This window comes from Hypericibacter terrae, assembly GCF_008728855.1.
Lineage (GTDB): Bacteria > Pseudomonadota > Alphaproteobacteria > Dongiales > Dongiaceae > Hypericibacter > Hypericibacter terrae.
In genome coordinates this window covers 1,630,689-1,645,325 of record NZ_CP042906.1, presented here as the reverse complement: position 1 = coordinate 1,645,325, position 14,637 = coordinate 1,630,689, and the positions used below count along the sequence as shown (strand labels likewise).

Here is a 14,637-nt window from a genome sequence, read left to right as displayed (position 1 = left end):
CTCCTTCGGGCGGGCGCAAGGAGGCGCGCCGCACGCTGCTATAGTAGTTCGGCCTTGGCGCGCGGCCGTGACGCCCCGCCTCCATCGTCACCATCGTCGAAGAGGGACCGATCGACATCCGCATCCCAGAGTCGAATCCCACCCGTAATTCCGGCATCGTTCGACGCGATCCTGACGTCATTCGGCGGATCGATCACCTCGACACCATTGCCGCCACCGAGATAAAGCACATCGTAGTGGAGGAGCGAATTGAGAATCTCGATCGTCTTGCGGACATGGCGGCTCCATTTCTTCACACCTTTGCGCCGCAGAGCTCCGCTCCCGACATAATCATTGTAGGTCTGGCCGTTGTGGATGGGGTGCTGCGCCAGCTCGAGATGCGGCATCAGAGCGCCTTCACGGAACACCGCCGTTCCGGCCCCGGTCCCGAGGGTCAGCACGACCTCCAACCCCCGCCCCTTGATGATCCCGAAACCCTGGACCTCGGCATCGTTGAGCAATCGGACCGGCCGGCCGAGACGCTTCGATAAATCGGCGGCCAACGGATAGTCGCGCCAGGGACGGTTCCCGAAATGCGGAGCCGTCAGGGTTCGCCCGGCGCGGATCACGCCCGGAAATCCCACGGAAACGCGTTCGAACGCGGGCAGCGGCGCGACCAGGGCCACGAGCGTTCGCAAAAGGACGTCCGGCGAACAAGGATAAGGCGTCGCAACGCGAACGCGGTCGATCAGCATCTTGCCGGTGCGATCGAGAACCGATGCCTTGAGCCCGGTGCCCCCGATATCGATCGCCAATGTCCGCGGGTCGATTGAGGAAACCGGCGTGCTGCGGCTCATGGCAGTTTTCATCGCTGGAGCAATTCTACACCCGCCGGCCGCCCGATCAGGATCTCGGTCGCCAAACCGATGAAGAGGCCGGTCTCGATGACGCCGGTAACCGCCGCAAGGCGGGCTTCCAGCGCCGCCGGGTCGGGAATCTCGGCCATCGCGCAATCGGCAATCAGGTTGCCGCCATCCGTGAAAAAGATCTCGTCGCCCTTGAGGCGCAGCGTCGGGGCGCAGCCCAGGGCTTTCAGGCGCGCGATCACCGTCTGCGAGCCGAAGGCGACGATCTCCACCGGTAACGGTGTCGCACCGCCGAGGCGGGCCACCAGCTTCGTCTCGTCGACAACGACGATCATCCGGTCGCTGGCGCTGGCCACGATCTTCTCGCGTAAGAGCGCCCCTCCCCGTCCCTTGATAAGAGTGAGGCTGCGACGCTCGACCTGGTCGGCGCCGTCGATGGTGATATCGACGTGGCTATGTTCAGCGAAGCTCGTCAGCGGCACGCCGAGGCGGCGCGCCAAGGCGGCCGTGGCCTCGGAGGTCGGGATGCCGACCACCCGCAGGCCTTGCGCGATGCGGGCCGCCAGCGCTTCGACCGCGAGAGCGGCAGTCGACCCGCTGCCGAGACCGACCACCATCCCGTCCTCGATCGCCATCGCGGCTTGCATCGCGGCGGCGCGTTTCGAGGCCTCCTGTGTGGATGACGGTGACATCGTCACGGAAATGCTGCGGCTGCCGCGTCGGCAAAGAACCAGAGCGAGCCGACGGGGCGAAGGCGTGCCGCTGGTAGGCTCTCATCGCCACGACGCAGCCGCGTGAGGATTTCGCGCTTCTCGCTGCCCGAGATCAGGAAGGCGACCCGGCGGCTGCTCTCCAGCGCCGGATAGGTGAGCGTGATCCGGGCTTCGGGCTCGGCGCCGACCACGGCAGCGACCCAGCGATCGCGCACGCCCAGGGCCGGCGTGCCGGGGAACAGCGACGCGGTATGGCCATCCAACCCCAGCCCCAGCAGCGTCACGTCGAAGAGCGGCTGGGCGGAATCGAGCCGGTCCGCGCCATAGAAGGATTTGAGCTCGCGCTCATAGGCGGACGCCGCCGCTTCCGGGCTTGATGGTGTGGTCGGCATCGGATGGATATTGCCGGCGGGGATCGGCGCCCGCGACAGCAGCGCCTCCCGCACCATGCGGTAATTGCTCTTCGCGTCATCGGCTGGCACGAAGCGCTCGTCGCCCCAGAACCAGTGCGCCCGGGACCAGGGAAAACTGTCGCGACAGGCCGTGTCAGCCAGATGCTCATAGAGCCGCCGGGGCGTCGAGCCGCCGGAAAGCGCGACCGCGAAACGGTCCTGCTTCGCCGTCGCCGCCGCGAGCAGCCAGGCCGCCACCCGACGCGCCAGCGCGTCAGGATCGGGAAGCACCTCCAGCTTGGCATCGGAAATTCCTGTCATATCGGCCTCCTCGCAGCCCCTTGCCGTTCCTCGATCCGGCGCAGAATACTGCGAACGATGTCGGCGGGCGCGCCGCCGACATCGACGGTGATCGGATGCTCGTCGGGTGCGGGCTCCTGCAATGTCGCAAACTGGCTGTCGAGCAGTGAGAGCGGCATGAAATGCTCGTGCCGCGCGGCCATGCGTCGGCGGATCAGATCGTAGGCACCTTTCAGATAGACCAATGTCACGTCCGCGCGGTCGCCGATGATGACGTCGCGATAGGAGCGCTTCAGAGCCGAGCAGGTGAGCACACCGGATTCCCCTCGGGCGCGCCAGCCGTCGATCTCAGCCACGATCCTTCGCAGCCAGGGCATCCGGTCCGCATCCGTCAGGGCGATGCCGTGGGCCATCCTCTCGACATTCCCGGGTGGATGCAGCTCGTCGCCTTCCTGGAACGGACAGCCGAGGGTTGCCGCCAGCATCGCCGACACCGTCGTCTTGCCGGACCCCGACACGCCCATGACGACGATGATCACCGGCCTGGCGATGGCGCAGGCATCGGGCATCGACCAATCGTGGCTCGCCTGGCTCATGTCGCGGCCGGAGCCAGAAGGAAGCTGCGAACCGCCTTGGCGAAGCCCTCGTTCTCGTTGCTTTCGGTGACGACGTTCGCCTGAGCCTTCACCTCGTCGCTGGCGTTGCCCATCGCGATCGAGAAGCCACTGCGCCGGAACATGAGAACATCGTTCGGCATGTCTCCGATGGTGGCGATCTGCCGGGTGGGTATGTTCAGGAGCGTCGACAAAGCCGTCACGACGACTCCCTTGTTGGCTTGCGGGTTCGTCACGTCGAGATAGTAGGGCTGCGAGCGCGCCGCACTCGCCTTCTCGCCCAGCGTGCGCTGCACCGCCTTCTCGCATGCGGCGACCCGATCGAGATCGTCCGAGACGCCGACGATCTTCACCGTCTGCGCCAGATTCGCGTCCGTGAATGACGTCACGACCCTGGCGTCGAACTTGACCGTCCAGGCCTCGCGTGCCACATGAGCCGCCGCAGGGTCGCGAATCAACCATTCCTCATCGGTGTAGACCCAAGCGTCGAGCCCCTGGTCGAGGATCAGCTTCAAGGCCTGCCCGGCAATCGCGGGATCGACCCTGTGGCTCTCGATCACGGAGAGGTCGGGATTGACGAACACGCCGCCATTGAAGCCTGCGATCGCGCCTTCCAAGGCAAGGGGCTCGATCAGCATGCTCATGCCACGCGGCGGCCGGCCGCTGGTGATGGCGAGGACGATGCCGGCATCGCGCAGATCGTGGGCCGCTTCCTTCGCCGCCTCGGTCAGCAGTTTCTCCTGCGTCACCAGGGTGCCGTCCACGTCGGCCAGAAGAAGGCGGATATCCCTCTTCATCGTTACGATTTCCGCTCCGAGGGCGGGGCCACCGGCCGCCAGGCCCGATCTCCGTCGCGTCTCAGCAACTCGTCGGCTGCGCCGGGGCCGTCGCTGCCCGATGCATAGCCGGGAACGTCGACCTTCTCCGCCGCCCAGGCATCGAGCACCGGCTGGACGACCCGCCAGGCCTCCTCCACCATGTCGGCGCGCATGAACAGAGTCGGATCGCCGACCATGACGTCGTAGAGCAGCGTCTCGTAGCCGACATTGGGCTCCTTCGGAAACCAGTCGTCATAGTGGAAATCCATCTTGACGGCGGCGAGATCCACGATCGGCCCACGGCGCTTGACCTCGAACTGCAGGGAGATGCCCTCGTCCGGCGCGATGCGCAGCACCAGCCAGTTGGGCGGCAGGCAGTCGACGGGCGTGCCCTTGAACGCGGCATAGGGCGCTGGCTTGAAGCGGATCGCGATCTCCGTGTTCCGGCGGGACATGTGCTTGCCGGTACGGATGTAGAAGGGGACCCCGGCCCAGCGCCAATTGTCGATGGCAAGCTCCATCGCGACATAGGTTTCGACGTTCGAGTCCGGCGCTACCTTCGGCTCCTGCCGGTAGGCCTTCACCGCCTTGCCCAGCACCGTGCCGGCACGATATTGGCCGCGAACGGCCCGGTCGGGCTTGACGGCAGGCATGGCGGCGAAGACATCGGCCTTCTTCGTGCGGATCGACGCCTCGTCGAAGCCGACCGGCGGCTCCATGGCGACCATCGAAAGAAGCGAGAAGACATGATTTGGAACCATGTCGCGCAGCGCGCCCGTCGCTTCATAGAACTCGCCGCGCTGTTCAACACCGACCGTCTCCGCCGCGGTGATCTGTACGTGATCGATCCGGTCGCGGTTCCAGATCGGCTCGAATAGCCCGTTGGCGAAGCGCAGCGCCATGATGCTCTGGACCGTGTCCTTCCCCAAAAAGTGATCGATCCGGAAAATCTGGTTCTCCTGCAGACTGCGCAGGATGCGGGCGTTCAACTCGCGAGCCGAAGCCAGGCTGTTGCCGAAAGGCTTCTCGATTACGACACGGCGCCAGAACGGGCGTTGCCCGTTCCGGCCCTCGTTTTGATCGGTGAGCTTCGCCTTGCCGAGCTGCTCGACCACGCTGCCGAAAAGGCTGTCGGCAACGGCGAGGTAGAAGATGGCATTGCCCTCGGTCCCGTGCGCCTTGCCGGTCTCGGCGAGCATGTCGCGGAGTTTCTCATACAGCTCGGGCTTGGTCAGATCGCCTTGAACATAAGACATTCTGCTCGCGAGCCGTTTCCACGCCGCCTCGTCGACATGATCGACATGGAACTCGTTGGCGGCGTTGCCGACATAGCTCTTCAAGGTCTTGTAAAGGTGGTCGCGCCAGCCGTCCGCCGTCCTCTCCGACCGGGCCACGCCGATCAAGGCGAAATTTTCCGGCAGCACCTTGGTCTTCGTCAGATTATAGAGCGCCGGCATCACGAGGCGGTTGGTGAGATCGCCGGTGGCCCCGAAGATCACCAGGGTGCAAGGATCGGCGGGTTTCGGCTGACGGCGCGGCGACGGATCGGTCGCGGGGGCGACCGACGATGCCCTAATCGCTTGACGGTCGGGCATAGCGCTACCTTCCCGCCTTCTCTGCCGCTGCACGGGCCGGCGCCGGTTCGGGATCGATGGGCTCGCTGCCTTCGATATGTCCGCCGAAGCCCAGGCGCATGGCCGAAAGCACTTTCTCGGCGAAGGTATGTCCTTGCCGCGAGCGGAAGCGAGTATAGAGCGCCGAAGAAAGGACGTCGGCGGGAACCGCCTCTTCGATGGCAGCCTCGATGGTCCAGCGGCCTTCGCCGGAATCCTGGACATAACCCGAGAAGCTCTTCAGCAGCGGATCCTTTGTCAGCGCCGCGGCGGTGAGATCGAGCAGCCAGGATGAGATCACGCTGCCGCGCCTCCAGACTTCCGCGATGTCGGGCAGATTCAGAGCAAAGCGCTCGTCTTCCGGCAGATCCTTCGAATCCTTGTTACGCAGGATGTCGAAACCTTCGGCATAGGCCTGCATCAGTCCATATTCGATGCCGTTATGCACCATCTTGACGAAATGCCCGGCGCCGGACGGGCCTGCGTGGATATAGCCCCGTTCGGCGCGCGCATCGCCGTTACTGCGACCCGGCGTGCGCGGAATGTCGCCGCGCCCCGGCGCCAGTGCCGCGAAGATCGGATCGAGGTGATCCACGGCATCCTTCGGGCCGCCGATCATCATGCAGTAGCCGCGCTCGATGCCCCAGACGCCGCCGGACGTGCCGCAATCGACATAACGGATGCGCTTCTCGGCCAGTTTCTTGGCGCGTCGGATGTCGTCCTTGTAGAAGGAATTGCCGCCATCGACGACGATGTCGCCCGGTTCCAGCAGCTTGCCGAGACGTTCGACGGTCTCTTCGGTGATCCGGCCGGCGGGCAGCATCACCCATACGGCGCGAGGCTTGCTCTCGAGGGCCCTGACCACGTCTTCGAGCGATCCCGCCGCGGCGGCGCCCTCCTTCGCCAACTGCTCGCGCGGCTTGACGTTGACGTCGAACACCACGCAGCTGTGCTCCGCCTTCATCAAGCGCCGGGAAATATTGCCGCCCATGCGGCCCAGTCCGATCACGCCGATCTGCATCTATTTCACTCCTGGAAACGCCGGTTACGGGAGCGCCGCGCTCACGGCGCGTCCCAGTTCTGCCAATCCCTCATCGACATCTTTCAAATGGATCCGAAGCGTACGCCGGCCCCGCTCCACCAGCACCTCGAGATCGCCGCGCGCCTGTGCCGCCTTCACCACGCCGAAGCTGTAGCCATGGCCCGGCACGTCGATATCGACCGGGTCGTCGCAGGTCACCTGCAGAAACACGCCCGAATTCGGACCGCCTTTGTAGGCCTGCCCGGTGGAATGTTGGAAACGGGGGCCGTAACCGAGGCAGGTCGCGGCACGGGATTTGTCGCGGATATGCTTGCGCATCGCGGTCAGCGTTCGCGTGTGCGCGTCCTTACGCTCGATATAGGCCAACAGCGCCACATAGTCGCCCGGATGCAGTTGCCCGAGATGCGCTTTCAGATAGGCCGACAGCGTATTGTGCCTGCCCAACGCGGCCGCGTTTCGGGGGTCGGCGAAAAGAGCCATGCCGTTCTCCCGAAACAGCGGCTCCTCCTTCGGCAGGCGGCACGACGTCTCGTAGTCCTTGGTCAGCGCACTCGTCTTTTTCTTGCTCGCTTCGACATCCGGCTGGTCGAACGGATCGATACCGATCACCGCGCCGGCCACGGCGGTGGCGATTTCCCATCGAAAGAACTCCTGGCCGATATGCCAGACATCCTTCACGGTGATCCGCGCCACCGGATGGCCGGCTTTTTCCAACGCCGCTACGGCCTGACGCTGCGACGGATCGGCCTGTCCCGCCAACTCCAGATAGGCGAAGAACCGATCTCTTCCGTAATGCTCCGGCGAGGCAAGCGGTTCCCCGGCGAGCGGGATCAGCCCGCGCCCCTGCTTGCCGGTGCTCTCCGCGAGAAGCTGCTCCAGCCAGGCGCCGAGCGCGGCGATCCCCGGCGAGGCGACGATCGTCACCTTGTCGCGGCCGAAGCGCGTGGCCGCAATGCCCATGGCGACACCGAGCCGAACGCCCGGATTCTCAGCGGGCGGCACGTCGGGGCCGCAATCGCGCATCATCGGCCGCGTCGTCTCGAGGAGGCGCTTGACGTCGAGCCCCATGGCCGCGGCCGGGACAAGGCCGAACTTCGACAGCACCGAGTAGCGGCCGCCGATCGAAGGCACGCCATGAAAGATATGGGCAAAGTGCTGAGCCTTGGCGTGCTTTTCCAGCGAGGAGCCGGGATCGGTCACGGCGACGAACTGTTCGCCGGCCTTCCCTGCGCCGCGGGCCGCGCGGACGCGATCGAGGAAATAGTCCATGAAGATATTGGGCTCCAGCGTGCTGCCGGATTTCGAGGAGACGATGAACAGCGTCTTGGCGAGATCGATAGCCTGCTCGGTGGTTCTGATCTGCGCCGGATCGGTACTGTCCAGCATGTGGAAGCGCGGCCATCCGGATGGCGGCCCGAAAACCGACCCCAGCACTTCGGGGCCCAGGCTCGACCCGCCCATGCCCAGGAGCAGGATATCGGTAAAGCCGCGCCGCTTTACATCCTCTGCAAAAGCTCGCAGGCGCTCGACATCGGCCAGTTCCTCATCCGCCACCGGCAGCCAGCCCAGCCACCGGTCCTCGTCCGCTTTCGTCCACAGCGATCTGTCGCCGGCCCAAAGTCGCCGGATGCGCCCGCCGGCACGCCACGCCTCCTGCTCCGTCTCGATGGCCGCCTTCATCTCTGGCGAGCCGGGCTCGATCGCCATGCCGGCATGCTTGTCGTCGAGAAGCGCACGGCGCTGCCGGGCAATGGCGCCGAACAGCTTGTCGAACGCGTCCGCAAACTGCTGCACCCCGTCTTTGACCAGCTCCTCGGTCACCTCGTTCAGAGAAACGCCCTGGGCCTCGAGCGCGGCGAGAAGTGCCTGAGCGCCGGCCAGATCCTGCTCGATGGCATCGGAGACCGCCTTGCCATGGTCCCGGAACGCATCCATCGTCGCCGGCGGCATGGTGTCGACGGTATCGCGGCCAATGAGAGCCTCGACATACATCGTGTCCTTGTAGCTGGGGCTCTTGGTGCTGGTCGACGCCCAAAGCAGCCGCTGGGTCATCGCACCGGATGAGGCGAGCGCCTGCCAACGCGGCCCCGCGAAAAGCGCCTTATAGCGGGCATAGGCAAGCTTCGCATTGGCGATCGCGATCTTGCCGCGGAAGCGATCCGACATCGGCTTGTCATCGAGCCGGTCCAGCCGTTTGTCGATCGCCGTATCGATACGGCTCACGAAGAAGCTGGCGACGCTGCCGATCTTGGAGAGGTCGCCGCCCGCCTGCTTCAGTTCGTCGAGCCCAGCGAGATAGGCCTCGGCAACCTGCTCATAGACACGCACGGAGAACAGCAGGGTGATGTTGATATTGAGCCCATGGCCGATCAATTTACGAATGGCGGGAATGCCGGCCGGGGTCGCGGGCACCTTGATCATCAGGTTGGGTCGCGTCACCGCCGTCCATAGCCGCATCGCCTCCTCGATCGTGGCTTGCGTATCGTTGGCCAGATAGGGCGAGCATTCCAGGCTGATATAGCCATCCCGTCCCTGCGTCGCCTCGTAGACGGGATGCAGGATGTCGGCGGCGGCACGGATGTCGGCGATCGCCAGATGCTCATAGATCGCCGTGACGCCGTGGTCTTCCGATACCTGAAACTGCCTCAGCGCGGCTGCATATTCGTCGGTTTCGCCGATCGCCCTCTCGAAGATCGAGGGATTCGATGTCACGCCCTTCAACCCGTCCTGCTCGATCAATAGGCGCAGCTCGCCTTTCTCGATGAGGCTCCGCTTCAGGTAGTCCAGCCAGACCGATTGACCGCAGGTTTCGAGCTGCTTCAACGGATTCATGCCGCTTTCTCCCTGGCCCGCGCGATCTGCTGCTTTGCCGCGGCCAGCAGCTTCTCGGGTGTGAAGCCGAATTTCTTCATCAGATCCTTGATCGGCGCCGATGAGCCGAAGCTATGCATGCCAATCATGGCGCCCGTGCTGCCGACATAGCGGTCCCAGCCGATCACCGAACCTTCTTCGATCGACACGCGCGCCGTGATATCGGGGGGAAGCACGCTGTCGCGATAGGCTCGATCCTGTTGTTCGAACAATTCCCAGGAGGGCATGCTGACGACCCGTGCCGCGATGCCTTCCTGCTCGAGCCTTTCATAGACCTCGACACAGAGCGCCACCTCGCTGCCGGTCCCCATCATGATCACCGCCGGCCGGCCTTTTTCCGCATCCGCCAGCACATACGCCCCTCGCGCCACACCCGCGGCAGACGCATAGCGCTTCCGATCGAAAGTCGGCAGTGGCTGTCGGCTCAGCACCAGGCAAGCGGGCTGATGCTTCAGCCGGATGACGACGCGCCAGGCCTCGACGACTTCATTGGCGTCTGCGGGCCGCAGCGTGACGATGCCTGGGACGGCACGCAGCGAAATCAGCTGCTCGACCGGCTGATGCGTCGGGCCGTCCTGCCCGAGGCCGATCGAATCATGGGTGAAGATGTGAACAACCGGCAGCCCCATCAGCGCGCCCAGGCGGATGGCCGGCTTCATATAGTCCGAGAAAATGAGGAAGCTCGAGTCATAGGCGCGGATCTTGGACAAGGCGAGACCGTTCACGATCGCGCCCATCGCATGCTCGCGAATGCCGAAATGGAGATTGCGGCCGCCATATTTGTCGGCCTCGAAATCTCCCGCGGCTTCGAATGTCAGCCTTGTCTTGGTCGACGGTGCGAGATCGGCGGCGCCGCCGATCAGCCAGGGAAAATGCGCCGCAATGGCGTTCTGCACCTTGGCGGATGAATCGCGGCTCGCAAGACCCTTCGGATCCGCAGCGAAGCCGGGCAACTCTCCGTCCCAGCCATCCGGGAGCTCGCACTTCTGCATCTTCTCGAGCTGGCCGGCAAGATCCGGATGCCTGGCGCGATAAGCCTCGACCCGCGCTAGCCACGCTTTCCGCAGCTCATGGCCCCGCCGCCCGATGCCTCTGCGGAAATGCTCGCGCACGCCGTCGGGCACGAGGAACTTGGCGTCTTCCGGCCAGCCATAGTTGCGCTTGGCCAGGCGGATTTCCTCCTCGCCCAGCGGCTCGCCATGGGCAGCACTCGTATCGTGCTTATGCGGGGCACCGTAACCGATATGGCTCTCGGCTACGATCAATGTGGGGACCTTGTGGGTGCGCCGGAAGATCTCGATCGCCTCTGCCATCCGCTCGATGTCGTTGGCGTCACCGACCCGATGGACGCTCCATCCATAGGCGAGAAAGCGCGCGGCGACGTCTTCGCTGAAGGCGAGATCGGTGTGGCCCTCGATCGTGATCCGGTTGCTGTCATAGATCCAGCACAGGTTCCCGAGCATCAGATGGCCTGCGAGCGAGGCGGCTTCGCTCGTGATACCTTCCATCATGTCGCCGTCTCCGCAGAACGCATAAACGTCATGGTCGAAGAGGACGAAGTCCGGCCGATTGAAATGCTGCGCCAGCCAGCGCCCGGCCATCGCCATGCCGACGCTGGTCGCGCAGCCCTGGCCCAGCGGCCCGGTCGTCGTCTCGACGCCCGAGGTCAGGCCATATTCCGGATGGCCCGGGCATTTGCTGTCGATCTCGCGGAAGTGCTTGATGTCGTCGATCGTTACGGCGGCCTCGCCGGTAGGCTCGCCCCTGTCATCGACCGCTGTCACGCCAGCCAGATGCAACATCGAATAGAGCAGCATCGACGCATGTCCGTTCGAGAGCACGAAGCGGTCGCGATCCGGCCAGGTGGGATCCGCGGGATCGAAGCGCAGGAACCGCTGCCACAAGGTGTAGATCACCGGCGCCAGGGCCATCGGCGTGCCAGGATGGCCCGAATTGGCCTGCTGCACGGCATCCATCGACAAGGTGCGGATGGTGTCGATGCAGAGCCGATCGATCGACCGCCGGCCCTGAGGTCCTGTCGCTGCCTGACTGGCGTCCGGGGGCGCGGCGATTTTCGGTTTCGCGGACTCTTCCACGGTCTTCTCGCGCGGTCCCAGGTAAAGGGGAGTTTTCATGACGAAACTGCCTTTGGCTTATGAATCCAACGCGACAGCGCCTGCAACGGCGGCGGAGGCCGTCGCAGCGGGTATTCGCGTCAGCGGGTTGATGGTCTGGATGATAGTCCTCCGCCGAGTGCAGGAAGCAGAACCGGAAACCACTCAAATTCCGCAAGTGAGGAATCGGACCCGATCGCTTGCCGAGCGGGGCGCCGGCAGAGCATTCCTTCAATGACCGAAAAGCGGCTTCCGCCCCGGTGACGCGCGCTGGCCCGGCCGCGTGGGCGAGGCCGGTGCATTCTCCTGGACCGGTTGCGCGGGTGGGTCCGCTCGCTCAGGCTTTCTCCGCTCGGAAGGGTCGTTCGGGTTCGGCTCCATTTTCTCGTCAATCATGGTCTCTCCTTGTCCCCGCCATCCCATGAGGCGTCATTGGCCGGAAGGCGGCGTTTGCGTGGGGGGAACAATCGTCTCCGAGACCGCGGCCGGAGCATTTTCACCCTGCGCTGGGGCTTGACGGCTCGCCGCGATCCATTGGGCGCTCAGCATGAAGGCCGTGAAGATCAAGTATACGACGATGATGAGAGCCGGAGAGCCGAGCGCAATATCGCTCCCCATGAGCCCCTTGCGCGGCGCGATCTTGGGGTCGGGTTGACGCGGCAGGAGCGCGATCAAGCGAGGAGCGATCCTCGCGAAATCCGGCGACACCGACGGCACGCCGTGTTGTGCCGTGATCAGCGATGTCAACTTTTCCGCCGCGGCATCTTCCGGCAACCGGGCCAGCTTGGCGGCCTCCTGCCACGGATCGATGTCCATTCGTGCCAATGCCGAAAGCACGCTGAGCCGCATTCCATTTCTATCCTCACCGATCGGCGCGAAAAGAAATTCGTTGAACTCCGATCCAAGAGCCGAGGTTGAATCCGGTAAAACGGCGCTGGTCATTTCATCTACCGTGTTTCGTCGTCTCTATCGAACAGGACCGACCGAGGAGGAAGCGCGGCTGCTTCGCTGTCTCATTCCAGGAATCGGATAGATCCAATAGATATGCAGCGTCGGCGCTCTTAATGAGGCCCGGAAACTACCTAACTCGGCGCGCCGCCAGCCGTTCCCGATTAAACTTTCTTCACGAGTTCTCGCCACAGCCCTTGAAGGCTCGAACCGCCCGAACTTTCCGTGCTTGCAGAAGTGTTCGTCGTGATGACGCGGATGCGATTTTGGAATCAGACGCGATCGATATGGAGTCAGTCCCGTCGGGAGAGGCCAGGGGCCTGTCAAAGCGCTGCGGCGTTTCTGCCGGAGGTCGACTTGGTTTTCTCTCCGAGACTTAGGGCTTCGACGAACGGCCGAAGCCCTTCCCCCACCGTCTCACGTGTCGGGGCTCCTCGGGCTCAGGCAGGGACGTCCGCATCTCGACGGACAGAGGGCCCCGATTGGAATTGATTGTCCCTGTCAGAGCCCGCGCGGTCGAAGCGGCGCAGGTGTTGTGGCGAGGGAGGGGGTTCGCGGTGGTGGCGGCGGAGGGATTCGAACCCCCGACACAGGGATTATGATTCCCCTGCTCTACCGACTGAGCTACGCCGCCCCATCGCGAAATAATGCCCGGAACAAGATCGGCCGGCGCTCTGGGCGGCCGGCCGCGGGACGCAAGGGTATATGGCGAAGGCCGAACCCCTGTCAACCAGCCTGGGGCTTTCGCCTAAGGAACTGGATTTACAGCAAAATCAGGCCAGCCATGCGGGTGGGACGCGGGCACGTTCGCGCGCCCGCTCAATCCCCCAGCATCGCCGCCAGTTTCATGGCGACGCCGAGCTTGCCCTCGACCTTCAGCTTGCCCGTCATATAGGCGAGCGTGGGGTCGAGCCGGCCTTCCATCAGGGCCTTGGCGTTGGTGGAGGTCATTCGCAGCGTGGTATCGGCGCTGCCGTCCTCGTTGGTGATGACCGGCGCGCTGCCGGTACCGTCCCAGATCACGAGGCCGCCTTCGTCGAGCTCGATCTTGAGCTTGTAGCCCAGGGGCGGCAGGAGCTTGACCTTCTCGTTCAGGATCCGGGTCAGGTCCTCGATCTCGCTCATGCTGCCGCCTCCGCTTTGGCTTCATCGCGCCGGATCCAACCGCCGCCCAGCACCCGGCTCCCGCGATAAAACACGCAAGCCTGACCCGGCGCCACTCCCAATTGCGGCTCCGCCAGCTCGACTCGCGCGCCGCTCCCGCCGTCGAGCCAGAGCCGGGCCGGCACGGGCGCGGCGGCCGAGCGCAGCTTGACCTCGACCGCTTCGCCCTCGTCCCCGGGTGACTGGTGGGCCAGCCAATTCACATTGCCAAGTCGAATCGCGGCGATGCCGAGCGCCGATCTGGGGCCGACCACAAGCCGCCGGCGCACGGGATCCAGGCGCACCACATAGAGCGGCTCGCCGTCGACCTGGCTTTCGGAGATGCCGATCCCGCGACGCTGGCCCACGGTGAAATGCAGCAACCCCTCATGGCGGCCCAACAGGCGCCCATCGACATGCACGATGTCACCGGGCTCGGCCGCACCGGGGCGCAGCTTCTCCACCACCTCGGCGTAGCGGCCCGAGGGCACGAAGCAGATATCCTGGCTGTCGGGCTTGGCGGCGACGCCGAGGCCCAGGCGCTCGGCGATGGCGCGGGTCTCGCGCTTCTCGAGATGGCCCAGGGGAAAGCGCAGGTAATCGAGCTGCGCACCCGTGGTCGCGAACAGGAAATAGCTCTGGTCGCGGCTCGGGTCGACGGCGCGATGGAGTTCGGCGCCGGCGGAACCTTCGAGGCGGCGCACATAATGGCCGGTGGCGAGGGCAGCCGCGCCCAGCTCGCGCGCCGTGCCCAGGAGATCGCCGAACTTCACGCGCTCATTGCAGCGCACGCAAGGGATCGGCGTCTCGCCGGCGAGATAGCTGTCGGCGAAATCCTCGATCACGGCCGTGCGGAACCGCGCCTCGTAATCGAGCACGTAGTGATCGATGGCGAGCTGGTCGGCGACGCGCTTGGCGTCATAGATGTCCTGGCCGGCGCAGCAGGCCCCCTTGCGGCTGACCGCGGCGCCATGGTCGTAGAGCTGGAGCGTGATCCCCACCACCTCGTAGCCGGCATGGGCGAGCAAGGCCGCGGCGACCGAGCTGTCCACCCCGCCCGACATGGCGGCCACGACACGCGCCCCCGGCGCCACGCCTTCCAGGCGCAGCGGGGCGGTCAGGTCATCGAGGGCGGGTCCCATCGGCATGGCCCGGAATATAGGGGCCCCGGCGGCACTTGTCAGGAGCCGATGGCCGCAGCCAGGAAGGCCGATTTCACGCGTG

The 14,637-nt window shown here is 64.9% G+C and carries 12 protein-coding genes and 1 tRNA gene; all 13 read right to left on the bottom strand.

Annotation, left to right across the window (positions count from 1 at the left end):
• Positions 1-38 precede the first annotated feature (38 nt).
• The 13 genes from FRZ44_RS07520 to mnmA all read right to left on the bottom strand — a co-directional run bounded on the left by FRZ44_RS07520 (position 39) and on the right by mnmA (position 14,555).
• Positions 39-836 carry an ROK family protein gene (locus FRZ44_RS07520; RefSeq protein ID WP_151176604.1) on the bottom strand — a complete coding sequence of 266 codons (798 nt, stop codon included), beginning with the start codon at positions 834-836 and terminating at the stop codon, positions 39-41.
• A gap of 8 nt (positions 837-844) precedes the next feature.
• Positions 845-1,537, bottom strand: a complete 693-nt coding sequence (gene rpiA / locus FRZ44_RS07515) for a ribose-5-phosphate isomerase RpiA (protein WP_151176603.1) — start codon at positions 1,535-1,537, stop codon at positions 845-847.
• A 2-nt stretch (positions 1,538-1,539) separates the two neighbouring features.
• Positions 1,540-2,271, bottom strand: a complete 732-nt coding sequence (gene pgl / locus FRZ44_RS07510) for a 6-phosphogluconolactonase (RefSeq protein WP_151176602.1) — start codon at positions 2,269-2,271, stop codon at positions 1,540-1,542.
• Complete coding sequence (locus FRZ44_RS07505; RefSeq protein WP_225308591.1) at positions 2,268-2,846, bottom strand: gluconokinase; 579 nt, start codon at positions 2,844-2,846, stop codon at positions 2,268-2,270. The genes pgl and FRZ44_RS07505 overlap by 4 nt, the downstream gene beginning before the upstream one ends.
• Positions 2,843-3,661 carry a Cof-type HAD-IIB family hydrolase gene (locus tag FRZ44_RS07500; RefSeq protein WP_151176601.1) on the bottom strand — a complete coding sequence of 273 codons (819 nt, stop codon included), beginning with the start codon at positions 3,659-3,661 and terminating at the stop codon, positions 2,843-2,845. The genes FRZ44_RS07505 and FRZ44_RS07500 overlap by 4 nt, the downstream gene beginning before the upstream one ends.
• 2 nt (positions 3,662-3,663) lie before the next feature.
• Complete coding sequence (gene zwf, locus FRZ44_RS07495) at positions 3,664-5,277, bottom strand: glucose-6-phosphate dehydrogenase (RefSeq protein WP_151176600.1); 1,614 nt, start codon at positions 5,275-5,277, stop codon at positions 3,664-3,666.
• Between the two features lie 4 nt (positions 5,278-5,281).
• Positions 5,282-6,316, bottom strand: a complete 1,035-nt coding sequence (gene gnd, locus FRZ44_RS07490; RefSeq protein WP_151176599.1) for a phosphogluconate dehydrogenase (NAD(+)-dependent, decarboxylating) — start codon at positions 6,314-6,316, stop codon at positions 5,282-5,284.
• A gap of 24 nt (positions 6,317-6,340) precedes the next feature.
• Complete coding sequence (locus FRZ44_RS07485) at positions 6,341-9,169, bottom strand: bifunctional transaldolase/phosoglucose isomerase (protein ID WP_151176598.1); 2,829 nt, start codon at positions 9,167-9,169, stop codon at positions 6,341-6,343.
• Positions 9,166-11,343 carry a transketolase gene (gene tkt, locus FRZ44_RS07480; RefSeq protein WP_151176597.1) on the bottom strand — a complete coding sequence of 726 codons (2,178 nt, stop codon included), beginning with the start codon at positions 11,341-11,343 and terminating at the stop codon, positions 9,166-9,168. The genes FRZ44_RS07485 and tkt overlap by 4 nt, the downstream gene beginning before the upstream one ends.
• Before the next feature lie 408 nt (positions 11,344-11,751).
• Positions 11,752-12,264, bottom strand: coding sequence for a hypothetical protein (locus FRZ44_RS07475; protein ID WP_151176596.1), 513 nt, complete (start codon positions 12,262-12,264; stop codon positions 11,752-11,754).
• A gap of 564 nt (positions 12,265-12,828) precedes the next feature.
• A tRNA-Met gene (locus FRZ44_RS07470) sits at positions 12,829-12,904 on the bottom strand.
• A gap of 185 nt (positions 12,905-13,089) precedes the next feature.
• A complete protein-coding gene (locus FRZ44_RS07465; RefSeq protein WP_151176595.1) occupies positions 13,090-13,395 on the bottom strand; it encodes an SCP2 sterol-binding domain-containing protein in 306 nt (101 codons plus the stop codon).
• A complete protein-coding gene (gene mnmA / locus FRZ44_RS07460; protein ID WP_263641910.1) occupies positions 13,392-14,555 on the bottom strand; it encodes a tRNA 2-thiouridine(34) synthase MnmA in 1,164 nt (387 codons plus the stop codon). Before mnmA ends, FRZ44_RS07465 begins: the two co-directional genes overlap by 4 nt.
• Positions 14,556-14,637: the final 82 nt, after the last annotated feature.